At 61.7% G+C, this 23,401-nt stretch carries 27 protein-coding genes and 1 tRNA gene; 17 read left to right on the top strand and 11 right to left on the bottom strand.

Annotation, left to right across the window (positions count from 1 at the left end):
• Positions 1–1,197 precede the first annotated feature (1,197 nt).
• Complete coding sequence (rpsT, locus tag NL528_RS44805; protein WP_074272437.1) at positions 1,198–1,464, bottom strand: 30S ribosomal protein S20; 267 nt, start codon at positions 1,462–1,464, stop codon at positions 1,198–1,200.
• A gap of 370 nt (positions 1,465–1,834) precedes the next feature.
• Here rpsT and NL528_RS44800 point away from each other — a divergent pair, with 370 nt between their 5' ends.
• The 3 genes from NL528_RS44800 (at position 1,835) to NL528_RS44790 (ending at position 3,840) form a co-directional block, all read left to right on the top strand.
• On the top strand, positions 1,835–2,152 hold the full coding sequence (locus NL528_RS44800; RefSeq protein ID WP_309180737.1) for a hypothetical protein: 318 nt from the start codon (positions 1,835–1,837) through the stop codon (positions 2,150–2,152).
• A 173-nt stretch (positions 2,153–2,325) separates the two neighbouring features.
• Entirely contained in the window at positions 2,326–2,982 is a 657-nt protein-coding gene (gene msrA, locus NL528_RS44795) for a peptide-methionine (S)-S-oxide reductase MsrA (RefSeq protein WP_309180736.1), read from the top strand.
• A gap of 150 nt (positions 2,983–3,132) precedes the next feature.
• Positions 3,133–3,840 (top strand): polysaccharide biosynthesis/export family protein, encoded by a 708-nt coding sequence (locus tag NL528_RS44790; RefSeq protein ID WP_309180735.1) that lies wholly within the window; start codon positions 3,133–3,135, stop codon positions 3,838–3,840.
• A gap of 102 nt (positions 3,841–3,942) precedes the next feature.
• Here the strand turns inward: NL528_RS44790 and NL528_RS44785 are convergent, their stop codons facing one another.
• Genes NL528_RS44785 through NL528_RS44775 form a run of 3 tightly spaced genes read right to left on the bottom strand, consistent with a single transcriptional unit; the run spans position 3,943 to position 5,807 of the window.
• On the bottom strand, positions 3,943–4,614 hold the full coding sequence (locus NL528_RS44785) for a dienelactone hydrolase family protein (protein ID WP_309180734.1): 672 nt from the start codon (positions 4,612–4,614) through the stop codon (positions 3,943–3,945).
• A gap of 60 nt (positions 4,615–4,674) precedes the next feature.
• A complete protein-coding gene (locus NL528_RS44780; protein ID WP_309180733.1) occupies positions 4,675–5,022 on the bottom strand; it encodes a hypothetical protein in 348 nt (115 codons plus the stop codon).
• Entirely contained in the window at positions 5,019–5,807 is a 789-nt protein-coding gene (locus NL528_RS44775) for an alpha/beta hydrolase (protein ID WP_309180732.1), read from the bottom strand. The genes NL528_RS44780 and NL528_RS44775 overlap by 4 nt, the downstream gene beginning before the upstream one ends.
• A 166-nt stretch (positions 5,808–5,973) precedes the next feature.
• Between NL528_RS44775 and NL528_RS44770 the strand changes: the two genes are divergently transcribed.
• From NL528_RS44770 to NL528_RS44760, 3 genes are all read left to right on the top strand, one after another.
• Positions 5,974–6,171, top strand: coding sequence for a hypothetical protein (locus NL528_RS44770; protein WP_309185359.1), 198 nt, complete (start codon positions 5,974–5,976; stop codon positions 6,169–6,171).
• A gap of 311 nt (positions 6,172–6,482) precedes the next feature.
• A complete protein-coding gene (locus NL528_RS44765) occupies positions 6,483–7,580 on the top strand; it encodes an HD domain-containing phosphohydrolase (protein ID WP_309180731.1) in 1,098 nt (365 codons plus the stop codon).
• Positions 7,581–7,737: 157 nt separating this feature from the next.
• Positions 7,738–9,033, top strand: coding sequence for a cytochrome P450 (locus NL528_RS44760; RefSeq protein ID WP_309180730.1), 1,296 nt, complete (start codon positions 7,738–7,740; stop codon positions 9,031–9,033).
• A 210-nt stretch (positions 9,034–9,243) separates the two neighbouring features.
• On the opposite strand, the gene NL528_RS44755 is transcribed toward NL528_RS44760, so the two are convergent.
• Entirely contained in the window at positions 9,244–10,824 is a 1,581-nt protein-coding gene (locus tag NL528_RS44755; RefSeq protein WP_309180729.1) for an AMP-binding protein, read from the bottom strand.
• 225 nt (positions 10,825–11,049) lie between these two features.
• The gene (locus tag NL528_RS44750; protein WP_309180728.1) at positions 11,050–11,466 is read right to left on the bottom strand and encodes a VOC family protein; all 417 of its coding nucleotides are present in this window, start codon (positions 11,464–11,466) and stop codon (positions 11,050–11,052) included.
• Between the two features lie 136 nt (positions 11,467–11,602).
• Here NL528_RS44750 and NL528_RS44745 point away from each other — a divergent pair, with 136 nt between their 5' ends.
• From NL528_RS44745 to NL528_RS44715, 7 genes are all read left to right on the top strand, one after another.
• Entirely contained in the window at positions 11,603–12,574 is a 972-nt protein-coding gene (locus NL528_RS44745; protein ID WP_309180727.1) for a tripartite tricarboxylate transporter substrate binding protein, read from the top strand.
• Between the two features lie 93 nt (positions 12,575–12,667).
• Positions 12,668–12,925, top strand: coding sequence for a DUF3551 domain-containing protein (locus NL528_RS44740; RefSeq protein ID WP_309180726.1), 258 nt, complete (start codon positions 12,668–12,670; stop codon positions 12,923–12,925).
• A gap of 74 nt (positions 12,926–12,999) precedes the next feature.
• Positions 13,000–13,431, top strand: coding sequence for an ArsR/SmtB family transcription factor (locus NL528_RS44735; protein WP_375143964.1), 432 nt, complete (start codon positions 13,000–13,002; stop codon positions 13,429–13,431).
• Positions 13,428–13,772 (top strand): SRPBCC family protein, encoded by a 345-nt coding sequence (locus tag NL528_RS44730; RefSeq protein WP_309185281.1) that lies wholly within the window; start codon positions 13,428–13,430, stop codon positions 13,770–13,772. Before NL528_RS44735 ends, NL528_RS44730 begins: the two co-directional genes overlap by 4 nt.
• Positions 13,773–13,796: 24 nt before the next feature.
• Positions 13,797–14,534 carry a thioredoxin family protein gene (locus NL528_RS44725; RefSeq protein WP_309180724.1) on the top strand — a complete coding sequence of 246 codons (738 nt, stop codon included), beginning with the start codon at positions 13,797–13,799 and terminating at the stop codon, positions 14,532–14,534.
• A gap of 224 nt (positions 14,535–14,758) precedes the next feature.
• The gene (locus tag NL528_RS44720; RefSeq protein ID WP_309180723.1) at positions 14,759–14,914 is read left to right on the top strand and encodes a response regulator; all 156 of its coding nucleotides are present in this window, start codon (positions 14,759–14,761) and stop codon (positions 14,912–14,914) included.
• 262 nt (positions 14,915–15,176) lie between these two features.
• Entirely contained in the window at positions 15,177–15,938 is a 762-nt protein-coding gene (locus NL528_RS44715) for a tetratricopeptide repeat protein (RefSeq protein WP_309180722.1), read from the top strand.
• Between the two features lie 6 nt (positions 15,939–15,944).
• Here NL528_RS44715 and NL528_RS44710 read toward each other — a convergent pair whose 3' ends face one another.
• Together NL528_RS44710 and NL528_RS44705 are read right to left on the bottom strand one after the other, a co-directional pair.
• On the bottom strand, positions 15,945–16,544 hold the full coding sequence (locus NL528_RS44710) for a hypothetical protein (protein WP_375143963.1): 600 nt from the start codon (positions 16,542–16,544) through the stop codon (positions 15,945–15,947).
• 343 nt (positions 16,545–16,887) lie between these two features.
• Complete coding sequence (locus NL528_RS44705) at positions 16,888–17,277, bottom strand: hypothetical protein (protein ID WP_309180720.1); 390 nt, start codon at positions 17,275–17,277, stop codon at positions 16,888–16,890.
• Between the two features lie 409 nt (positions 17,278–17,686).
• Between NL528_RS44705 and NL528_RS44700 the strand changes: the two genes are divergently transcribed.
• Positions 17,687–18,955 carry a serine hydrolase domain-containing protein gene (locus tag NL528_RS44700; protein WP_309180718.1) on the top strand — a complete coding sequence of 423 codons (1,269 nt, stop codon included), beginning with the start codon at positions 17,687–17,689 and terminating at the stop codon, positions 18,953–18,955.
• A gap of 97 nt (positions 18,956–19,052) precedes the next feature.
• Positions 19,053–19,688, top strand: a complete 636-nt coding sequence (locus NL528_RS44695) for an aspartate/glutamate racemase family protein (protein ID WP_309180717.1) — start codon at positions 19,053–19,055, stop codon at positions 19,686–19,688.
• Between the two features lie 67 nt (positions 19,689–19,755).
• Here the strand turns inward: NL528_RS44695 and NL528_RS44690 are convergent, their stop codons facing one another.
• Together NL528_RS44690 and NL528_RS44685 are read right to left on the bottom strand one after the other, a co-directional pair.
• The gene (locus NL528_RS44690) at positions 19,756–20,103 is read right to left on the bottom strand and encodes a hypothetical protein (protein WP_309180716.1); all 348 of its coding nucleotides are present in this window, start codon (positions 20,101–20,103) and stop codon (positions 19,756–19,758) included.
• A gap of 49 nt (positions 20,104–20,152) precedes the next feature.
• A tRNA-Arg gene (locus NL528_RS44685) sits at positions 20,153–20,229 on the bottom strand.
• A 326-nt stretch (positions 20,230–20,555) separates the two neighbouring features.
• Here NL528_RS44685 and NL528_RS44680 point away from each other — a divergent pair.
• Positions 20,556–21,494 (top strand): metallophosphoesterase, encoded by a 939-nt coding sequence (locus NL528_RS44680; protein ID WP_309180715.1) that lies wholly within the window; start codon positions 20,556–20,558, stop codon positions 21,492–21,494.
• A 343-nt stretch (positions 21,495–21,837) separates the two neighbouring features.
• A complete protein-coding gene (locus NL528_RS44675; RefSeq protein ID WP_309180714.1) occupies positions 21,838–22,776 on the top strand; it encodes a metallophosphoesterase in 939 nt (312 codons plus the stop codon).
• Positions 22,777–22,783: 7 nt separating this feature from the next.
• Here NL528_RS44675 and NL528_RS44670 read toward each other — a convergent pair whose 3' ends face one another.
• Positions 22,784–23,272 (bottom strand): CDP-archaeol synthase, encoded by a 489-nt coding sequence (locus tag NL528_RS44670; RefSeq protein ID WP_309180713.1) that lies wholly within the window; start codon positions 23,270–23,272, stop codon positions 22,784–22,786.
• Between the last annotated feature and the right edge of the window lie 129 nt (positions 23,273–23,401).

Genomic DNA, 23,401 nt, shown 5'->3' with positions numbered 1-23,401 from the left:
TGCCTGAAAACTTTTCTGAAAGAGTAGTGGTGTTGTGAAATCGCCGTGCAGGTTTCCTGCCACGGCGCGACCTCAAGCGAAGCTTCCCGCTCCGGACATAGATCAACCGTTCGGCGAAGACGCCGTCGGGCAAATCATCGGCTGGAGAAGAAGCGCCCGCGAGGTCAGCGCGTACTCGACGGTCTTTCCGGAGTTCGCGCAAAGGGCTGGGTAAAAGTGCAATCCAGGGTGTCGGATACGGTTCCGTTTGAAATCTGCAATTCGAATGCCGCGATGATTCCGTAAAGCATACTACCTCCCCCTCCCACCGCGATTACGCGCGGCGAGTTGTCAACTCGAAAGTGTTTTTCAAAGCCAGTCTGCCGCTACCGAACATCACAATGCCCAGCGCTGCCCCGCCGCGTACCTCAGTCTGTCGTCTTCAACCCGTTCGCGGGCTCCGCGTTCCCATGCAATGGTTGTCGGCTGGCGCCGTATCTCCCTTGTCCGTAGCGCACGAAAGCCACGCCGAGAAATTTAGACACAGAACAGCCGTCCTCATATTGCTATGAGTTATCAACTTAGCATCGCTTGGAAAGCGTCGCTAACGCGCACACCGCCGCCGATTTGCACGTCCGCCCTTGGGTCTCAAACCGCGCTGATCTGGAGAGCCGTAGGCGTCGCGAACGATCTAAGAAATACACTATGCGCGAGTTCTGACAATCCGTTGAATCGACGGAGACGAACGAGTCTTCGCCGGTGTTGCCGCGCTGCAATTGCGAAATCGGAAAGCAAGTTTTTGAATCCGTGCACAGAATCGCGCGCGCCGGTCGCCGTCACAAATCTCGCGGCGCCCGCAAAAAATATTCATAAAATATTTACGTTCGATCTCGCGCGAGCCAATTTTCAAACCGCTTGGACTTGCTATGGGGATAAGTGATTAGCGAAGCGAAGTTTTTCGCGGTTGTTTTTTCGGGTAACTCCCGCCCGGCTTTCGCGGATCGGAAACCATGCGCTATGTCGTGTTCCCGGCATAACGAGCCGGTTTCTCGCATTCGAGCGCATAGCACTGCCCGTGCAACAACCGGCACCTCGTAAAAATACGGGCGTGAAGAAGCATGACACGCAGTCAGCTGTGCAGCAATCGAACAATCGAATATCAAAAAAGAAAAGCCCGGCTGAGCCGGGCTTTTTTGACGAATATCTTCTTCAGTCAGTTCATTTCGCAAGCTTGGCGATCTGGTGCGTCAGGCGCGACACCTTCCGGCTCGCGTTGTTCTTGTGAATGATGTTGCGCTGCGCTGCCTGCATCAGTTCTGGTTCCGCTTGCGCCATCGCTTTCAATGCCGCATCGCGATCGCCGCTCTTGATCGCTTCCTCGACGGTGCGAACCGCACCGCGCATCTGGGTGCGGCGCGACTTGTTGATGATGGTGCGGCGGGCAATCTTGCGGGTCGCCTTTTTGGCGGAAGTGGTATTGGCCATGTTCTCAACTATCCTTCGGCGCTGGTCGCTCAGTGGTCGGGCTTGAGCGCGCCGGCCGTTCAAATCGTGTGATCGACGCTGGTGTGTCTTACAAGGGTGTTCATCAAGGGCGTTCTTGAGGATGCCATGCTCCGGAGCGAAAAGGCTCAGACAGCAGCAATGCTCAAAGAACAGCGGCGGCGGGATTGCGCCCGCCGCCATTGGGGGTCTTATAGAGGGCGCGCCCCGCACCGTCAACGCTTTCCGGGCTCCCCGAAGTTGCGGGAATCCAGCCGGAAAGGGCGCATAAGTTGCTGATGAGGTTGAATTTCTCCGGGCCGCCCGCTATTGGCTGACGGCCCAGGGCGCCCGACAGATATTAAGGTGACGCATGATCCGCGGTTTCTTTCGACTTATCGGCCTGCTGCTGCTGGCCGGCGGATTTATCTTCATGGTCTATGACGGCGCCCGCTTCGTGGCCGACCAGACCCTGCGTTTCACCCGGTTCGGCCAGTTCTGGAACGATATTCACCAATCCAGCCAGCTGGCGTTCCGGACCTGGCTGGAGGGCAAGGCACCCTGGCTGTGGAACAGCGTCATCAAGATCATCCTGGACCAGCCGGTGTTTGCCGTGCTGGGCGTGGTCGGCATCTTGCTGATGATCTTGTTCCGGCCGCGCAAGCCGTTGATCGGCTATTCGCGCGACTGACCCCCGAGGTTGGACTGCACCGCAGCACCGGCCCACCAGGACAGCCGATCCAGCAAGGCTGCTGACTTAACAAAGCTCGCGCAATGGGGCTGCGGCGATCGGCGTAAAGATATATAGAAGTCAACCGGCCGACGCCTCTCCACCTCGGCCGATGTTCCGCCTGGAGGTCATCCATGTTGTTCATGCGCAAGACCACTGCGTTGCCGAGTGCCGCTGAAGCGCTGCCCGGCCGCGCCACGCCGATGCCGACCGCCGCCACCCACTTCGTCAATGGCCGCAAGCTGCAGCCGCCTTATCCCGCAGGTCTCGAGCAAGCGGTGTTCGGGCTCGGCTGTTTCTGGGGCGCGGAGCGCAAGTTCTGGCAACTCGGCGAGGGCATCTACGCGACAGCGGTCGGCTATGCCGGCGGCCACACGGCGAACCCGACCTATGAAGAGGTTTGCTCGGGCCGCACCGGCCACACCGAGGTGGTGCTGGTGGTGTTCGATCCGAAGCAGATCGCTTACGAAAAACTCCTGAAGACGTTCTGGGAAAATCACAACCCGACGCAGGGCATGCGCCAGGGCAACGATGTCGGCACCCAATATCGTTCCGCGATCTACACCTTCGGCGACGCCCAGCGTAATGCCGCCGATGCATCGAGATCGATGTATCAGAAGGCGCTGACGGCAAAGGGTCTTCGCACCATCACTACCGAGATCGCGCCGTCGGGCGAATTCTATTTCGCCGAGGACTATCATCAGCAATATCTCGCCAAGAATCCGGCCGGATATTGCGGGTTGCGCGGCACCGGCGTGTCTTGCCCGATCGGTGCGGATTTAGCGGCCTGACTTCTTCCCTCGTCACCTCGCCCGCTAGCGTGGTGAGGCCGAAAAAAACGATTTGTTAACCATAACCGGTGCAAGACTGGAGCTGTCTCGCTTTGAGGGATGGCTCCGGTGCGGGTTGCGCGCGCGTTTCGATTACCGATCACTGCGATCATGACCGCGCTCGCTCTGTCGGGCTGCATGCGCACGACCGGTCCCGTCGCCGTCGCGCAGCCGCAGAGCGATCTCGATTCCATGGCTTACGGCCAGACCTATGCGCCGGCCCCGGTGGCGGTTGCCGATTCCGGCGGCGGCGCGATCAGCGCGCTTCGCTCGGCCTTTGCTGCGGCCCCTCGCGGCTATTACGAGCCGGCGCCAGCCCAGGCGGTCTATGCAGCGCCGGTCGAACCGGTGCGATACGACGCGGGCTATCACCTCGATGCCGGCGACAAGCTGCGCGTCGTGGTCTACGGCCAGGAAGGCCTTACCAATACCTACGCCATCGATGCCGGCGGTTCTATCACCATGCCGCTGATCGGACCGGTGCCCGCGCGCGGCCGCACGCCGGCGGGACTGGCGGCGGGGATATCAGCCAAGCTGCGCGGCGGCTTTATCCGCGACCCCTCGGTCGCGGTGGAAATCGAAGCCTACCGCCCGTTCTTCATCCTCGGCGAAGTCGCCGCTCCCGGCCAATATCCTTACGTCCCCAACATGACGGTCGAGAGCGCGGTGGCGATTGCCGGCGGCTTCTCGCCACGGGCGCGGCGCGACAGCGTCACGCTGACGCATACCGACGAGTCCGGAACGGGGCGCTTTGTGGTTCCGCTCGGCACGCCGCTCAGCCCGGGCGATACGGTGCTGATCGGCGAGCGCTGGTTCTGATGCTTCTCACACTGTCATTCCGGGATGGTCCAAAGGACCAGACCCGGAATCTCGAGATTCCGGGTTCGTGCTAGCGCACGCCCCGGAATGACGCCTACCGCGTCACTTCAGATGCTTCGCAAAGAAATCCAGGCTGCGCGGCCAGGCGATGTCGGCACTGGTCTTGTCGTAGCTTGCGCGTTCGTCGCAGTGAAAGCCGTGCTGCGCGCCGGGATAGACGTGGATCTCGACCTCGGGCCGCTTGGCCTTGATGGTGTCGACATCGGTCAGCGGGATGCCCGCGTCCTTTTCGCCGAAATGCAGTTGCGTCGGTACCTTCGGCTTGTCGTCGGCAAAGCGGACGATGGCGCCGCCGTAATAGCCGACCGCAGCCGACAGGCCCGACAATTTGGTCGCCGCCGCATAGGCGACGCTGCCGCCGAGGCAGAAGCCGACGATGCCGACCGGCCCGACATTTTTGACCGCGTCGATCGCGGCCTGGGTGTCGAGCAGCATCGCGGCCCAGTCGGGATTGGCGACGAATTTGCGCGCGTTGGCAATCTCATCGGGCGAATAGCCACACTGGAAGTCCGGTTCGATGCGGTCGAAGATCGACGGCGCAATGGCGACATATCCGGCGCCGGCCAGGCGATCGCAGACCGCGCGAATGTGGTGATTGACGCCAAAGATCTCCTGGATCACGACGATCGCGGCTTTCGGCGCGCCTGCGGGGTCGGCGCGATAGCCGCCCAGTTTAAAGCCGTCCGAAGCCGTCAGTTTGATATCTTGTCCCACGGGTCATCCATTTGCGTTGAGGGTTGCACGAAGTTTTCTTGAGATGATCAAAGCGGCCGGTTACTGCCACATCCAGTTGTGGCCCCAGTCGCCCTTCCAGCCGGCCAGCCTGCCTTTGCGGAACTGCAGGTAGAGCCGGTCCTTGATGAAGAACAATCCGCTGCCGCCGACATTCCGGAACGTAAGGTAGATTTCATTGCCGGGGCGGCCGCTGACATAATTCAGCGGCGTGCCCAGCGCGCGCGACGCCTGTTCCGCGTCCATGCCGAAGGCCAGCGGCGTATTGTTCGACAAGGTCGCGGTGAAGGATGGCGGGTAGGGGCCGCCGGTCGGCGGCAGGTGTTGCGCACCGGCCGGCACCGAGGCGCCGGCGATCACTAGCCATACGGCGACAGCAGGCGTTTTCATGACGCGGCCCTCTGCGGTGCGCTGGCGTCGAGGCCGTCAAGGAACGGCAGCACCGCGTCGATAAAGGCCTGCGGCTGGTCGATGTTGACGGCATGTCCCGCGGCCGGGATCACCACTTTCCGAGCGCCGAGAATCTTCGCCGCCATGTAGTCGGAGGCGGCCAGGAACGGCGTGTCGTCGGCGCCGACCACGACCAGCGACGGCACTTTGATATCGGGCAGCGATTCGATCACGCGGGCATCGCGCTGGGTCAGCATGCCGCGTGCGGCGCGGGCCAGGCCCGAGGCATCGCGGTGGGTCACGCTGGAGCGTTCGCGGCTGCCGGACTTCAAAACCTCGAGACCCTCGCGCTCAAAACGATCACCGGTGTCATGGGCGCGCTTGTTCCAGATTTCGCGGGCGTCGTCCTTCTTGAAGCCGGGTCCGGTGTCGATGATCAGCAGCGCCCGCACGCGTTGCGGATGGGTGCGATAAAACGCCAGCGACATGTAGCCGCCGAGCGACAGCCCGCCGACGATCGCCTGGGCGGCGCCGACTTCGTCAAGCAACGCGGCCATATCGGCGACCGTCAACGCTTCGCTATAGGCCGCGGGATCGCTGGGGTAGTCGGACTGGCCGTGGCCGCGCATGTCCCACAGCACGAGTTTGTGATGTCTCGAAAACGCCTCGATCTGGCCCTGCCACATGTCAGAGGTCGATGAATAGCCGTGGGTCAGCAACAGCGGTGGGCCATTGCCATGAACCTCGTAATAGATATTGACCCCGTCACGACTGAGCTTTGGCATTGCGGCTTCCCAAAGTGATGATGAGCATTTCGGCCCCGGGCGCATCCTAGCGCGATCCATTCGCCGTTGGGAAATGCAGAAACGGCAGACAATGTCTGCGGCGGCGACCCCCATTGACAATACGATGACAAAATCGTGCCGCACCGCGCAACGTTAGATTTCAAAAATGATGTCTTCGAGCAATTCCAAATTGCATTGCCTCTGGAAAGGAAGCGCCAATGGCGAGAAGGCCACCGGCGTCGGCGAGCCGGCGGTGACGGTGATCGCGCCTGCGCTCGGCAACGCGATCTTCAACGCCTGCGGCGCCCGCGTCCGCTCGTTGCCGATCACGGCGGAAGCGGTGAAGGCGAACATGAAGGCGTAAGGACGCTTGCCTCGCGACAACAACGATCCGCCGGAGGTTCCTCCGGCGGATTTTTTTCGTGGGGCGTTCGTGGGGAGAGTATTGCGTCGCCAGCAGCCGTCATTGCGAGGAGCGTGAGCGACGAAGCAATCCAGCTTGTTGCGCGATGGATTGCTTCGCTTGCGCTCGCAATGACGGCGATGACGGGCCCCGCGATCATTAAAATTGTAACGTCGTCACTAGGTTAACTTTCACGATGCCTCTTAAGCCGCAAGGAACGCCTTCTCCGGTAGCCTTTGGCGTCGGTCACTACCGCAAGGCTCTGGGGTCCCATGACAGCTTTAACCAACAAAACTTCGTCCAAACGCCGGCTGCTGCTGGCGTCGGATCGAAGCGATCAAAGCAGTGAATTGGCCAGCATTCTGCAGTCGGTCGGCCAGGTCGATACCATCACGACATCGCAAATTCCCGACGCGCCGGCGCGCGATCTCTCGGGAATCGTGGTCGATATCAACCTGCGTTCCGCCGAGAGCGTGCAGCTCGTGCGCAACAAGCTGCGGGCCGAAGCCTACCGCGAGATGCCGCGGCTGTTCGTGCTTGCCGATGCGCTTCATCATGGATCGATGCAGGCCTGGGCGCTGGGCGCGACCGACACGATTTCGCGGCCGTTCGACGCGCAGGGCATTTTGCAACGCATCCGCGCCGCGTTTCCGGACAGCGATGGATATGACGAGACCGATCGCGGCAAGGCCCTGAACCGGGGCGTTGCAGCGGCGCACGCCGTGATGGTCAAGATCTTCGAGAAGCTTCCGGCGGGTATTCCGCTGAAATTCAGCGACGTCGTGGAAGCCGAAAACAAGATTCTGAAGGCCATCAAGCACTCCTCGCTGCGCGAATGGCTGACGACGGTCGGCTGTCACCACACCGATACCTATCGCCATTGCCTGTTTGTCACCGGCTTTGCCGTCGCCTTCGCACAGCATCTCGGCATGCGCGAGGACGACCAGCGGCGTCTCGCCCGCGCCGCCCTGCTGCACGATGTCGGCAAGGCGTTCATTCCGGTTAGCCTGCTGGACAAGCCTGGTCCGCTCACCGCGGCGGAAATGGAGCTGATGCGCGAGCATCCGCGCCGCGGTTATGACGCGCTGGCGGCCCAGGGCGGCTTTCCGCCGGAGATGCTGGACGTGGTGTTGCACCATCACGAATTCCTCGACGGCACCGGGTATCCGAACGGGCTGAGCGGCAATCAAATCAGCGACATCGTCCGCCTGACCACGATCGTGGACATCTATGCGGCGCTGGTGGAGAAGCGGGCCTACCGGCTGCAGTTCACCCACGCCAACGCGTTCTCCATGATGGAAGAGATGGGCGGCCAGCTCGACCAGCAATTGCTGCAGGCGTTCCGCCCGGTGGCGTTCGGGTATCATTGAGCACTCACGTCAATCCGGCGCCCACCCTCGCGTCCCCGGGATGATGCCCGCTTGCCGCCAGCCGCTCAGCGCAAGTATTCGGGCTGCTCAGCCGGCTAGCTATCGGTGATCATCGCACGCGCGTTGCGAATTCATGAACGATGGCGGCAGGAAACCCATGGACAGCAGGTTAGCCTCAGACGATGTCGATATCCCAGCCGACATTGCCGCCACCCTCGTCAACCCAGCCGCCTATGCCGATCACCGCATCCATGACAGCTACCGCTGGCTTCGCGCCAACAATCCGCTGGGAATTGCACGGACCGAGAAGTTCGATCCGTTCTGGGTCGTCACCAAGCACGCGCATATCCAGGCCGTCAGCCGCCAGAACGAGCTGTTCCACAATGCCGATCGCCCGACCACGCTGACGACGCGGGCGCTCGAGGAGCGCGTCCGCAAGATCACCGGCGGGCCCAATCTCGTGCGCTCGCTGGTTCAGATGGACGCCCCCGACCATCCGAAATACCGGGCGCTGACCCAGGGCTGGTTCATGCCGGCCAATCTCGGGAAATTCGAGGCGCGGGTTCGCGAGATTGCACGGCATACCGTGGCGCGCATGATCGAAAAGGGCGGGCAGTGCGATTTCGTCGCCGACGTGGCGCTCGGCTATCCCCTGCACGTCATCATGGAAATTCTCGGCGTGCCCGAGCAGGACGAGCCGCGAATGCTCAGGCTGACGCAGGAGCTGTTTGGCGCGCAGGATCCCGACACGGCGCGAATCAGGGAGCAACTGTCGCCAGAACAGTTTTCCGGCATGATGCAGGCGGTCGTGGCCGATTTTGGCACCTATTTCAGGGCCATCACCGAGGACCGGCGCCGCACCCCGCGCGACGATCTGGCCACCGTGATCGCCAACGCCAGGATCGGCGGCGAATACATGCCCGACCATGATGCCACCAGCTATTACATGATCGTCGCCACCGCGGGCCACGACACGACGTCATCCTCGACCGCCGGCGCGATCTGGGCGCTTGCCGAAGACCCCGAACAATTCGCGCGCGTCAGGGCGAATCCGGAACTGATCCCGGGCCTCGTCGACGAAGCGATCCGCTGGATGACGCCGGTCAAGCATTTTATGCGATCGGCCACTGCCGACACCGAATTGGGCGGGCGCAAGATCGCCAGAGGCGACTGGCTGATGCTGTGCTACGCGTCCGGCAATCGCGACGAGGACGTGTTCGAGGAACCCTTCAAATTCCGCTGCGACCGCAAGCCGAACCGGCACATTGCCTTCGGCTATGGCGCGCATCTGTGCCTTGGGCAATATCTCGCCAAGCTGGAAATGCGGATCCTGTTCGAGGAACTGCTGCCGCGACTGAAATCGATTGCGCTCGACGGCGAGGTGAAGATGACGCAGGCCACCTTTGTCAATGGACCGAAGAAATTGCCGATCCGCTTTGAGCTGAACCGATGACGATTCGGCGATAAGTCATCGCGCTCTGGAGCGTGATGATTTCGGGTTGGTTTTGCATTTGTCCCACAGTCGTCTGTCAACAGCCCGTCATTGCGAGGAGCGATAGCGACGAAGCAATCCAGACTTTCTTTGCCGCTCTATGGATTGCTTCGCTTGCGCTCGCAATGACGCGGAAAGATTCCGATTGCCCGTAGTCTTGTCGTCCAACCACTATCCCAGCATCTTGCGCAACTCCGCCTTCGCCACCTTTTCCAGCGTCGAACGCGGCATCTCGTCGACGAAGCGAATCTCGCGCGGCACCTTGAAATCCGCCAGCGACTTGCGGCAGGCGGCCATCACGGTGTCATGCAGATCCTTCGGTGCGCCTTCGATGCCGGCCTGCGGAATGATGAAGACAACCGGCACTTCATCGAGCATCGGATGCTTCTTCGCCACCACCGCGGCCTCGCGCACCCCGGGCACCAGCGCGATCACCTGTTCGATCTCGGACGCCGCGACGTTTTCGCCGCCGACCTTCAGCATGTCCTTGGCGCGGTCGCCGAACTTGAGGAAGCCGTTGTCCAGCAGCGTGACGCGATCCCCGGTGATGAAAAAATCGTGCTCGTCAAAACTCTCGCTGGTGGCCTTTTCATTGTGCAGATACTCCGAAAACAGCGACAGGCCGCGAATGCCCTTGATCAGGAGATTGCCGGTGCCGCCGACTTCGGTAGGCCGGCCGTCATCGTCGGTGACGCGGATGGAATATTCCGCCGCCGCCCGGCCGATCGACATCGGCGTATTGGGCTGGTCGACCTCGCCGATGATGCCGTGGGTGATGGTCTCGGTCATGCCCCACCAGCCGATGATCTTGATGCCGAACACGGCGAATGCGGGCGGGTCGTTCACGGCGGTGCCCCAGAGCCGGAATTTGTGGTTTTTGGGGATCTCGTGCTCCAGCAGCGCCTTCATGCAAAACGGGATGGTCGACGTCCAGGTGCAGTGGTGCTCCAGCGCGACCGGCCAGAAGCGGCTGGCGGAAAACCGCGGCTGGATCACGCAGGACGCGCCGACCCACAGCGCCGCCAGCATCGAATAGGCCAGCGCATTGGTGTGGAACAGCGGCAGATAGGTCTGATGCACGTCGCCTTCATGCAGGTCTTCGTGCGCGGCGTTGACCTTGGCGCCCCACAGCGCGTTGGCATGGGTCCACAGCACCGCCTTCGGGCGCGACGTGGTGCCGGAGGTGTATTGCACACTGCAGGGTGCAAGCGGATCGACGGCGCGGCGCGGCCGGTCGGCGCTGTCGGCGAACAGGGCTTCGAAACGCTCGCCGCGCGGTGCGCCGTTCGTGGGCGCAGCTCCAGCGTCGTGCGAAATCACCGCGAGCCAGCGCAAGCCGCGGCAATGCGCCGAGACCATCTCGGCGTGGGCGGGCTGGGTGATCGCGGCCACCGCGCCGCAATGACCGGCGAAATATTCCATCTCTGCCGGCGCGGAGCGGGTGTTGGTGGTGACTGCGATGGCGCCGAGCTCGACGCAGGCGAACCAGGCCAGCATGGCCTCGATGCAATTATCGAGATGGATCAGGACATATTCGCCCGGCGCCACGCCGCGTTTGACCAGGCCTGCTGCCAGCGCGCCGACGCGGTCGTGGAATTCGCCGTAGGACCAGCGCCGCGCCGGACCTTCGAACGGCGCCCAGATCAGGAACGGATGGTCGCGGCGGGTCTCGGCGCGCATCCGCAGCAGCCACGGCACGTCCATCCCGGCAAACGGTCCGACGATACCCGGCGCTGGCTGTGAAGCGGTCATTGATCCTCCCGGGCAGCGATACGGCCGCCTTGGTTTTGCTTGGGAGTAGTTCTGCCATCGGATGGGGCGTGGGGCAAATCTGCAATTACAGAGCCGTCATTCCGGGGCGATGCGTAGCATCGAACCCGGAATCTCGAGATTCCGGGTCTGGTGCTAACGCACCATCCCGGAACGACAAAGAGTGGATTGCTTCGTCGCTTCGCTCCTCGCAATGACGGGTTGGGGCTAACCCGCACCCTCATACGACGAAATCTCGATCAAGCTCCCGTCCGGATCCCGGCAATAGACCGAGCGCAGCGTGCCGCGGGCGCCTTGCTTGGCGACCGGGCCTTCCTCGATATCAACGCCGTGCGCCTTGAGATGGGCGACCACCTGGTCCGGCGTGCTCGCGGTGAGGAAGCAGAGATCGTCACTGCCTGCGGTTTCGTGATCGGCGGTGAACCATTCGACCTTGTCGGCATCGCGCGGCCGCACATTGATCTTCTGGTTTCCGAACAGCAGCGATGTCCGCGGCGTCTTGCCCTGGCCCGGGTCGAACACCCGGACCTCCATGCCGAGAATCGTGCGGTACCATTCGGCGGAACGCGCCACGTCGGCGACATTGATCACGAGATGATCGAGCGCATTCACCTTGACAGTCATGCCTAATCCTTTCGTCGCGGTCGGGAGTGCAAGTGTCGCACTGGCCGCTTCACGCTTTGTTTGTTACAACGCGGGCCGTTGTCAGTTCAATAGAAACGGATCGGGGTCTGAACCCGGTCATATCGGGAGAAACTAGATGATTTCACGCCGAACCGCGCTGGGCCTGATCGGCACCGGCGTATCCACGCTTGCGATCGGCCGCGCATTTGCAGCGGAGTATCCGGCCCGGCCGGTGCGCTTCCTGGTCGGCTATCCGCCGGGCGGCGCCACCGATATCATTGCGCGCCTGATCGGCCAGCGGCTGTCGGAGAAACTCGGCCAGCAATTCGTGATCGAAAACAAGCCCGGCGCCGGCAACAATATCGGCACCGAGGCTGCTGTTAACGCCGAGCCCGACGGCTACACCGTGTTGCTGGTCAACCCGGCCAACTACATCAACACCACGCTCTACGCCAACCTGAAATTCAATTTCGTCCGCGACGTCGCCCCGATCGCGTCCTTCAACCGGGTGCCGAATGTGATGACGGTTAGCAAGGACGTGCCAGCCAAAACGGTCGCCGAGTTCATCGAATATGTGAAGGCCAATCCGGGCAAGGTGAACATGGCCTCCTCGGGCAACGGCACCTCGGTGCATCTGTCCGGCGAGATGTTCATGGCGATGACGGGCACCAAGATGCAGCACGTGCCCTACCGCGGCGCCGCGCCGGCGATTACGGACATGCTCGGCGGCCAGGTGCAGGTGATCTTCGACAACATGCCCTCGATCATCCAGCACATCCGCTCCGGCGCCTTGCGCGCGCTGGCGGTGACGACGGCAGAGCCGTCCGCGCAACTGCCCGGCGTGCCGACGGTGGCCGAAACCGTTCCCGGCTATGAGGCAAGCGCACTGTTCGGCATGGGCGCACCGAAGAACATGCCAAAGGAGATCGTCGCCAGGCTCAATACCGAGATCAACGCGATACTGGCCGAGCCAGACATGAAGAAGCGCCTGGTCGAACTCGGCGGCGAGCCGCTGATCCAGACGCCGGAAGCCTTTGGCGCCAACATCGTCGCCGAAACCGAGAAATGGAAGAAAGTGGTCGAGTTCGCCGGCCTCAAGGTGGAATAAGGCGCCTTCCCGGAACCTTATGACGGGCATCGCCGTTCTGCATTTCGGGGTGACGCAACGGCCGCTTCCGGCCAATGCGATGGAGGCACGATCATGCGCATGGTGATGTTGGTATTGATGGCGGCCGCTGCCGCCACCTTCGCCGGCTCCGCTCCCGCCGCGGCCTACGATTATCCCTGGTGCGCGCAGGGCAGGGGTTTCGGCTTTCCCGGCGACTGCTCCTATCAGACCTACGCCCAGTGCATGGCGAGTGCGTCCGGCCGCGCACTCTATTGCAACATCAACCCGCGCGCCGCGTACGGCCAGCAGACGCGGCGCGGGCGCCACTACCGGAATTATTACAACGACTGATTTTCGTTGCGGGTCGGCTTGACTCGCGGCGGTTGGGCATTATACTAAACCATATGGTTAAGTATCGAGAAGAAGTGCTGGACCGCACCTTTGCCGCGCTGGCGGATCCGACCCGGCGCGCGCTGCTGGCGCGGCTCGGCGACAAGGAAAGCGTTTCGGTGAGCGAACTGGCGCAGCCCTTTGCGATGTCGCTGCCCGCGATCATGAAGCATCTCGATGTGCTGTCCGATGCCGGACTGATCGCGCGCGAGAAGACCGGCCGGACGGTGGCGTGCCGGTTGACCGCCAAGCCGATGGAGCAGGCGACGGACTGGCTCAATCGCTACCAGCGCTTCTGGTCCGAAAATCTCGATCGCCTTGCCGCTTTTGTGGAGGAAGATCCATGGCCAGCCAACCAAATGTCGCCGCCGCCGATCTCGCGGCGCGACCAAGCCTCACCTTCACGCGCCGGCTCAATGCGAGCCCGGCGAAAGTCTACGCCGCCTGGACCGACCCGCAAAAAATAATTCAATGGTTCGGGCGCGCCGACGCCAGGCGCGATTCGTTTCAAGCCGACATCGACCCGAAGGTCGGCGGGCGCTTCCGTGTCGGCTTCTCCACCGACCAGGAGTATTACCAGGTCGGCGGCGTCTATCGCGAAGTGGTGCCGAACCGGCTTCTGGTGTTCAGCTGGGCGTGGCACTCGACGCCGGAGCGTGAATCGCAGGTGACGGTGTCGCTGCAGCCGGACGGCGATGGCACGCTCATGACCGTGCACCACGAGCAGTTGTTCGATTCTGCCGCGCGTGACAGCCACGAGCGCGGCTGGATGGCTTCGCTCGACCAGCTCGAAAAAAGTCTCGCCTGATACGCAAGAAGCAAGGAGCCTCTCATGCAACCGCACAAAATCGTCTCGCGCGCAGAGTGGATCGAGGCGCGAAAGGCCCATCTGGCGCACGAGAAGGAATTTACCCGCACCCGAGACCGGCTGAGCGAGGAGCGCCGCGCGCTGCCCTGGGTCAAGGTCGACAAGGACTATGTGTTCGACGGGCCTGCCGGCAAACTGACGCTGGCCGATCTGTTCAAGGGCCACAACCAGCTCGTGGTGCAGCATTTCATGTTCGCGCCGGACTGGAACGAGGGCTGCAAGAGCTGTTCGTTCTGGGCGGATGGATTTGAGCGCATGATCCCGCATCTTGCCGCGCGCGACACCGCGCTGGTCGCGATCTCGCGCGCGCCGCTGGAAAAGCTCTCCGCGTTCAAGCAGCGAATGGGCTGGACGTTCGACTGGCTCTCATCGGCGAATAGTGATTTCAACTATGACTTCGCGGTTTCGTTCACGCCGGATGAAATCAAATCGGGCGCCAAGGTCTATAATTTCGGCACCTCCGGCTTTGGCGTCGAGGAGGCGCCGGGAATCAGCGTGTTTTACCGCGACGAGGCCGGCAGCATCTTCCATACCTATTCCTGCTTTGCGCGCGGCCTCGACATGATGAACGCCGCCTATCACTATCTCGACCTGACGCCGCTCGGGCGCCACGAGGAGGGCCTGCCCTATCCGATGGACTGGCTGCGGCTCCGCGACCAGTACCAGCCGGCGCCGGTTCAGGCATCTTGCTGTCACAGCTGACTGGCTTGTGATTCCGGGTTCGCGTCCTCGATGCGCCCCGGAATGACGAAGACTGAATTGCTTCGTGCCGCTGCGCGAAATTCTTAACGCTGCGGATAACTGGCTTCCGCTGCAGTTCGGCCGCGCCCACGCCGGGCCACCGCGTGCCGATCTTCGACTTTTGTTGAACCCTTGCCGCCTCTGACGCGACCCATTCCATGGGGCTGACCTTGGAAAGATCGCAAATGACTGCTTTGGTAAAAACGATTGCCCGTGCGTTTCCCGCTAATTCTCCTCAAATCAATATTCTTCAGCAATTGTTGTTATTCGCGCTGGCCGGCTTGTTCGTGTCGGTCCTTCTTGCAACCTATGGCGTCGATTTGAGTCCGGGGTTGTTCTGACCGATGCAGGCGGACGATCGCGGCTGCGCGCACGTCGCTGCTCTGATCTGGTCTTGTTGGGTGGCAGGGTCTTGTGGAGCTCGTGCTCCGCAATCGCTGCGGCGTCATGGGAGTCCTGCACAAATCGGGGATAGTACGGGGCGGGCCTGCGTGGTTTTGTCTGCCGCGGAAGCCCATGTCGAAGTCCCCACATCTTTCACCCGCCCCTGGACGGCGCAATTCCAGTGATCAGGCGCTCGAAAGGGCGGCTTTTGCGTTGCAAATGCAGAGGCCCGGTGAAGCCGAACGGCTTGCCTCCGGCGTCCTGAGGGCGAACAAGAGCAATACGCTCGCAGCGACGCTTCTTGGTCGTGCGCTGCTGATGCAGAACCGCGCCGACGAGGCGGTCGTGCCCCTCGAGAGGGCGGCGCGTCGCGACGGCAGTTCCAAAACCGAGACGCTGCTCGCCATCGCGCTTGCCGGTGCCGGGCGCCGCGACGAGGCGCTCGACCAATTGCGCCAAACCATAGCGAGGCGGCCGCCGTTTCCGCCGGCATTCCTCGAATTTGCCAGCCAGCTCGCCAAACACGGCAGAGACGACGAGGCCATCTCAGCCCTCAAAAGCGGCCTTGCGCTGACGCCAAACGTCGTCGAACTGCAGATCCGGCTCGCATCCCTCTATCTCGGCCGCAACGACCGGCCCAAGGCGCGCGCCATTCTGGAGCACGCACTCGCCGCGGCACCGGGGCGGCATGATGTCCTGGCGGAACTGGCCCGTGTCATGGTGCTGGACGGCGACTATGGCGCCGCTGCCGAGACCTTTCGGCGAGCATTGGCGCTGCGGCCCGACGATGCCCTGACGCGGGCCAATTTCGGCGTATGTCTGCTCGAAATGGGTGAGCGCGACGCAGGAGAGGTGAGCATACGCGCGGCGGCCCGCGGCAGACCGGAGATGATCGGCCGAGCCATCATGTCGCTTGCGACCACCACGCATGGCCGCTTCTTCATGCGGCCCAGCGCGGTTGCGAAATTCCTGAACGGTTAGCGGATTTCACACCCGGAACTGCCGCCGATAAAGGTCGGGTTCGCGGCCAATGGCGTTTGTAAGTTCGTGCGCCCGCTGGGTGTCCTCCGGGGTGAACGGGGCAGTGCGTCCCACCCAATTTTCTCGTTTGATCGGCAGGCATTGCGCGATCGGTGTGCCCTTCGGCAGCAGGCCGCTGAAATTCACATCATGCCAGCGGGCTGGAAAATGGACCCAGTTGTCGTGGTACCGATCGCAATCGACCACGCCGGTGAGCGTGGTGAAGGGCAGGTCGAAGCGGTTGAACGGATGCGTGAACAGCACCGCGTAGCCGTCAGGCGCCTCGATGGTCCAGAAGTTGTGAAATTTGATCAGGAAGCGGTCGGATTCAAACAGCGGCGTGCCGGTTAGCTGGCTCGCGTCATGAAATCCAATCGGGGAGCGTACAAAGCTTACCGCGCCCCCCGGCGGAAGATCGTTGTCCCAGATGATCTGGCCGTTCTCGAACCTGAGGTCGCAGATCAGGGGAATCAAAAAGCCCGAAGTCATCGCGTCGACGAAAGGCGGGCAACGCTTGACGGTGTTTTCTTCGCGGCCGTGGATGGCGTTGAACGCCTGCGACGGCATCGCCTTGAGCCAGCCGGGAAGACCGAACGAGGCCGGCGCAGGCGCCGGTATCAATCCCTCCAGTTCCGCCGGGCAGCGGAACGTCAGTGTCGCGGGTTCAGAATGATCGGGCACGCTTTTTCTTGTTAGTCTTGTTGGGAGCGCTTCGCTCCGGCTAGTCGTTCGAAGCTATCACGCATCCAGCGTCGGTCTGTAGACGCAAGCGATCAGGGTCTGTTATGCGAAATCTGCGCGCAGCATGAACTGCCGGTAATGTAGGCGCGTGCGACGAGAGATGCTTTTTCGCACGTACAATGCGACGCCCGCCAGCGCCTGGAAACACCGGCGGTCCGATCGCAGGTCGCTACACGCCGCCGGGCTGCACGTAGCAATAGACGTAGCCGCCGCGGCTCAGGAACAGGATCCCGTGCCCGGTCGGATTCGATTTGTCCCATTTGAGCTTGTGGTTCGGAATCTCGATTTCCGTTCCGACGTCGACATGCGGCCGGCGGCGCGGCTCGTCCGGCCGATCGTCCGTGATGGTCGCGTAGGTCTTTCCGTCCCTGACGTGAATCTCGTCGGCCCAATAGGCGTCGGCTTCGCCACAGCACGAAACCGAGGGATTATCCGGCTGCATCAGCGCTTGATACCATTCGCGGATCGCCGGATCTCCCGCCTCCCACTGTCCGAGATCGCGGGCATTTGAAACGCCAAACATGCAACCGAACGCCAGACCGAGGACAATGCGTTTCATTCCGCACTCCCGAGTTTTCCAGCCGCGATATTCAAAAGCAATGTTTGTGCCGCGAATCAGTTAGTATCCGCATGATACGAGAGAAAATCGCGGCAAGGCGTCCCGCAAGACTACGGACACGGGCGTCGCGTGCTGCCGGTGCAATGCGCCAGGCTGCTGCCCGGCGCACTCAAGAATCCCATCCCTGATTTGCAGGGGACGCTTCGCGCCGTCAGCTCCTATCCGAAACCGGATCGGGAATTTTCCGCAATCTTCCGCAGACAAATCCACGCAATCTGCGCGGCTCGATCGCTGCGCGAACAGCGATCCGACAAAATCCGGGTTGGACGAGCCTGCGCTCCGGTATAACAAGGAAGATCAGCCGGACAGGATCGATCAGGACGCCGGCCGAAACCCTGAGTGTCCGTCCATGACAGCTCGGTTCAGCCGGCGTGATGCCCTGGCGAAAACGGCAGCGGTCGCAGCCGCGAATGCGATGCCGGGCTTGTGTTTCCCCGGCCTTGCTGCGCCGCTTCGCGCGCTGTCTCGCGGCAGTGGAATCGACGCGGTCTTGCAAAAAAGCGTCGCGGCGGCGGCGGTGCCTGGCGTTGTCGCAATGGCCGCAACGGCGCAGTCGGTGATCTACCGGGGCGCGTTCGGCATGCGCGGCATGGGCGCGGCGCCGAAGCTCTCGGTTGATAGCGTCTTTCGCATTGCCTCGATGGTCAAGCTGCTGACATCGGTTGCGGCCATGCAGCTTGTCGAAGGCGGCAAGCTTGAACTGGACGCGCCGGCCGAACGGATCGATCCGACGCTGGCATCGCCCTGGGTTCTCGCAGGCTTCGACCAAAAGGGCACGCCGCAATTGCGGCCAGCGCAAAAGCCCATCACCTTGCGCAACCTGCTGTCGCACACATCCGGGTTTAGTTATCAGCTTTGGGACCCCAACCTCGTTCGCTACCTCAAGCTCTCCCGCAAGGACCCTGCGCTGCCCCGAATGCCGCTGACGTTCGATCCCGGCACCAAATGGGCCTATGGCGGCAGCCTCGACCGGGTCGGCCGGCTGGTGGAAATCGTCAGCGGCGAGACGCTGGACCGCTATTTCCACGACCACATTCTTGCGCCGCTCGGCATGAAGGACACCGGCTTCACGGTCACCGAGGAGCAGCGCGCCCGCCAGGCGAGCCTGTATTTGCGCAAAGCGGACGGAGCGCTGGTTCCGCAGCCGATCGAGAAGCGAACGATCCCAAAAGTGTTCTCAGGGGGCGGCGGCATCTATTCGACCGCGCCGGACTACCTGACCTTGCTTCAGGCGCTCTTGAGCGGTGGGAGCCTTGCCGGAAAGAGCATCCTGCGGCCGGAGACGGTTGCGCTGATGTCGGCCAACCAGATCGGCAATATCGAAGCCGGCATTATGAAGACGACCAATCCGGCCTTGTCGAACGACGTCGATTTCTTTCCAGGTGTCCGGCTGCGATGGGGTCTCGGACACATGATCAACCTTGATCCGGTGCGGGAGGGCCGCAAGGCCGGCAGCCTGACATGGGCCGGGCTCTACAATACCTATTACTGGATCGATCCCGCGTCGGATATTGCGGGGGTGATCATGATGCAAATCCTGCCCTTCGCCGACGCGCGTGCGCTCAACGTCTATCGTCAGTTCGAGCAAGGCATTTACCGCGCGCTCAGGCCGGCTTGAATCCAGGCGCCGCGAGCAATTGCTGCGGGCGGCGCCGGCGGCGAACCTTTGCGGGATCGAGGGTTGACACGGGCGGCGCGGCGGCGAGACTTGGGCCATGCGCATCACCCTCGTCCATGCCCTGAAACATTCGATCGTGCCGGTCGAGACCGCGTTCGCAAAACTTTGGCCGGAAGCGCGTCTGATGAATTTGCTCGACGACAGCCTGTCGGCCGATCTGGCGCGCGAGGGCCGGCTCTCCGAGGCGATGACCGAACGCTTTTTGGAATTGGGGCGCTATGCCGCCGGCACCGGCGCCGATGGCATCCTTTTCACCTGCTCGGCGTTCGGCCCCTGCATCGAAGCCGTGGCCCGCGCGCACGCGCCGATGCCGGTGCTCAAGCCCAATGAGGCGATGATCGAACAGGCCGTCGCACGAGGCCGCAGAATCGGCTTGCTGTCGACGTTTCCGCCGACATTGGCGTCGATGCCGCCGGAATTCCCCGCTTCCATCGAGATCGTGCCAAAGCTGGCGGAGGGCGCTTTGGCGGCGCTCGACCGCGGCGACCGCGCCGAGCACGATCGCCTGGTGTCGGAGGCGTCAAAGGATCTGCGCGATTGCGATCTGATCGCGCTGGCCCAGTACAGCCTGGCGCCGGCGGCGGCCATGGTCGCCGAGGCAACCGGACGACCGATCCTCACGACGCCGGACAGCGCGGTGCTGAAATTGAAAGGGATGCTTTCAGGGGGCTAGATGCCGCCGGTGCCGGGTCGCTCCGGTGAGGACGGGTTCGGCGGCGGGGAATATGCGACCGGGGCGGTCAGGCTTCTTTCTTCTTGACCGCTTTCCTGGCGACTTTCTCGACGACTTTCTCGACAGCTTTCTTGGCGGGCATTTTTGCGGGCGGTTGTTCCGCCGCGTTCTTGATCGCCCTTGCGTAGCTATCCGCGGTGTTTTCCGCCGAGTTCTGCAGCCGCTTCGCCGCGGCTGCGCCGTGCAGCATGGTGCTTTTGGCCATCAGCCTGAAGCGGTCCCTGGCTTCCTTGTCCTTCGTCTTGGCCGCCCGGGCCGCATACTGGTCGCGCCGCTTCTTCGCGGCGGCCATCAGGCTCTTGTTTTGCTGCTTTGCGAGCTGCCGGATTACGACGTCTAGATCGGCTTCAGCCATTCCGGGTCACTCATCACCACGCTGGCACCCCTCGGGGGTGCGAAAATCCTGGCGCACCCGACACGATTCGAACGTGTGACCTTTGCCTTCGGAGGGCAACGCTCTATCCAGCTGAGCTACGGGTGCGTAGGGGCTCATTTAGCCGATTGGCCGGAGGTGGGCAACGGCCTTGCGGGGGCTGATTTGGCAGCAGCAAGGCCCCAAATGGCAACGATCACACCTTCCGAATCGTGTCGGGGGCCTGTGCCGAGCGTGCCGGGACTGTGGCGCGGGTGATCCTTGGAAGGGATGTCGCGGAATATAGTTCATCGCCGGCCGGGAGTTGCCGGGGAGGGCAAATCAGCCATGCTGTCAGGTAAAACAAACTGTTTGCCCGAAGGGAATACTTTGTAGTGTCTGGCAGCGCCTGATGTTCCCATGGAAGATCGAGCCATTGCGGAGGAACTTCTTCCATGGACAAGGATATCTTACGCAAACTGGAGGAACGTCTCGGGCCGCTCCACGCAAGACAGCGATTGGGGATCGAGGCGGATCACGAAGCACAAGTCTTTGGCCAGGGGCTTACCTTCTTTCATTTAGAGAACTTGTATCTGGCGCCCGCGATAATTCGAAATGCGCTGAAGCTAACGGGCCTCTATTGGCGTGCTCGCCGGAATGCAGAACGGATTATTGTTCGGCGAAACGACGTGAAGTTTGCGGCGCTACCGTCGGTTTTCGACCGCTACGTCATTCTGCATATCAGCGACCTGCATGTGGACATGAATGAGGTTGCGATGCGGAACCTGATCCAACTGGTCGGCAGTCTGCAATACGATCTGTGTGTTCTAACCGGCGATTATCGAGGAAAGACTTTTGGACCGTTCGAGGCGGCCATAGAGGGCGTAGCAAAACTGCGAGCTCATCTAAAGCCGCCGATCTATGGTGTGCTCGGCAACCACGATACAATTCAAATGGTTCCGGCGATGGAAGCGATGGGAATACGGATGCTGCTCAACGAATGTGAAGTGATCGCGCGCGGCGATCAGCGCATCTTTCTGGCCGGCATCGATGACGCGCACTTCTTTCGGGTCGATAATATCGAAAAAGCGGCGTCGCAGATCCCCGATGGTGAGTTTTCTATATTGTTGTCGCATACACCGGAAGTGTATCGCCAGGCTGCGCATGCTAATTTCAACCTGATGCTGAGCGGACATACCCATGGTGGTCAGATCTGTCTGCCCGGATCTGTTCCGATCAAGCTGGAGGCAATGTTGCCGCGGCGAATGGGGGCGGGAGCCTGGCAGTATCAAAACATGAGCGGCTACACTTCTGTAGGTGCGGGATCGAGCGTCGTTCCTGTGCGCCTGAACTGCCCGCCGGAAATCACCCTGCATTGCCTTCGGCGCGGCTGACCGCGAGCAATTGCAGTATAAGCAAATGTTGCATCGCGCTCGGCGCGCAATCCTTCGGGGAGCGCCAACCGAACAAGTCCGTTTAGACCTCGCGGGTGTCAATGCTCGCCACGCGCACACCTCCTTTCGGAAAGAGCATCTGATTCCGTCTATTCGGCCAACGTCGCGATGTCGGCCAGCGGCCCCGCGCCGCCGGAGGGTGAGACGCAAATCCAACGCTTGAGCAGACCCGAACCAGAAATGCGAGAGGGGTCGAACCGGAAATGGCCGGAATCCTCTATAGTGCCCGTCAGAGCCGGATGCCCCCAGGGAAGGTCGAGCCGATTTGGGAGGAAGTTATTCCATGGACGAAGATGTCTTGCGCAAACTGGCAGAACGTCTCGGACCGCTCCACGCGAAACAGCGACTGGGCATCGAGACCGACTCCGAGGCGCAAATCTTCGGCCAAAGCCTCTTCCTCCTTCACATCGGGAATTGGTATCCGGTCCCTTCTGTCATTCGAAATACCCTGAAGCTGACCGGTCTCTACTGGCGCGGACGCCGGAATACAGAAAGCATTCTCATCAAGCGCAACGACGTTATGTTCAAGAACTTACCGCCGCTTTTTGACGGCTTCACTATATTACACATCAGCGACATGCATGTGGATATGAATGAGGGTGCGATGCGGCGCCTGATCGAACTTATCGGCGGCATGCGTTATGATCTATGTGTTCTAACCGGCGACTATCGGGGGAAATCTTTTGGACCGTTCGCGGCAACCCTGGAGGGCGTCGCACGAGTGCGAGCTCATCTAAAGGAGCCCGTTTATGGGGTGCTTGGCGATCACGATACCATCCAGATGGTTCCGGGGCTGGAAGCGATGGGAATACGGATGCTGCTCAACGAGTGCGCGATCATCGTGCGCGGTGATCAACAGATCTATCTAGCCGGAATCGATGATGCGCGCCACTATAGGGTCGATAACATCGAAAAAGCTGCGTTGCAGATACCGCATGGCGAGTTCTCCATCCTGTTGTCGCACACACCGGAAGTCTATCGCCAGGCGGCTCATGCCGATTTTAATCTGCTGCTGAGCGGACATACGCACGGTGGGCAGATCTGTCTGCCAGGCTCTATTCCGATCATACTTGAAGCAGTATTGCCGCGACGAATGGGGGCGGGAGCCTGGCAGTATCACGGCATGAGCGGCTACACCTCGGTAGGTGCAGGATCGAGCGTCGTTCCTGTGCGCTTCAACTGTTCACCGGAAATCACCCTGCATTGCCTTCGGCGCGGCTGACTGCAGGCTAATATGGTTCATCGCGCACGTGGACCTTGTATAGAAGGCGGGACAGAATTAGCTCGCCGATAAAAAAGATCCCGACGCCAAGCGCTATGTCTGCGATCGTCAAGGAAAGTAGATCGCGGCATGCCAGCATCGGAAATAAGGATTCGGGCACCTGATCGAGGCAGAGCGCCTGGCTGCTCGGCGGAAAGTTCAGGCGGCGCTTCACGAAACTGGAGAACAGGTCCCCCGCCATTGCCGCGCCTGCCACGATAGCGCCGATGGTCAAATCCAGGCCGATAAGCGGGGCGCTTGCCGTCGTAATGAGGATCGAAGCCGTGATGCCGCGAATGGTTTTCGAGTGACCAAACAACGGCCGCCGATCAAGAAATTTTATTCCGCCATCCAGCGGGCGAGCAAAACGCAGGCCAAATATCTTCTTTGCGACGATCGGCGTGCCGTTGGCCAACGTCAGTAGCGCCAATAACTGCAGTATGAGCAAAAAATGCATCCTCGCAGGCTATCGCAGCCCGCGCCGTTGCGCGACCCCTCATCGCCATCTCGTGATTCGGCGGTCGACGAAGGCGATGGGGATATGGGTCAGTTGTTGGCGGTAGCCGATTGGCCGGAGGTGGGCAAC

Origin of the sequence: Bradyrhizobium sp. Ash2021, from assembly GCF_031202265.1 — a bacterium.
Taxonomy (GTDB): Bacteria; Pseudomonadota; Alphaproteobacteria; order Rhizobiales; family Xanthobacteraceae; genus Bradyrhizobium.
Note: the sequence above shows the minus strand (reverse complement) of the source record. Positions and strands in the feature narration are given on the sequence as shown.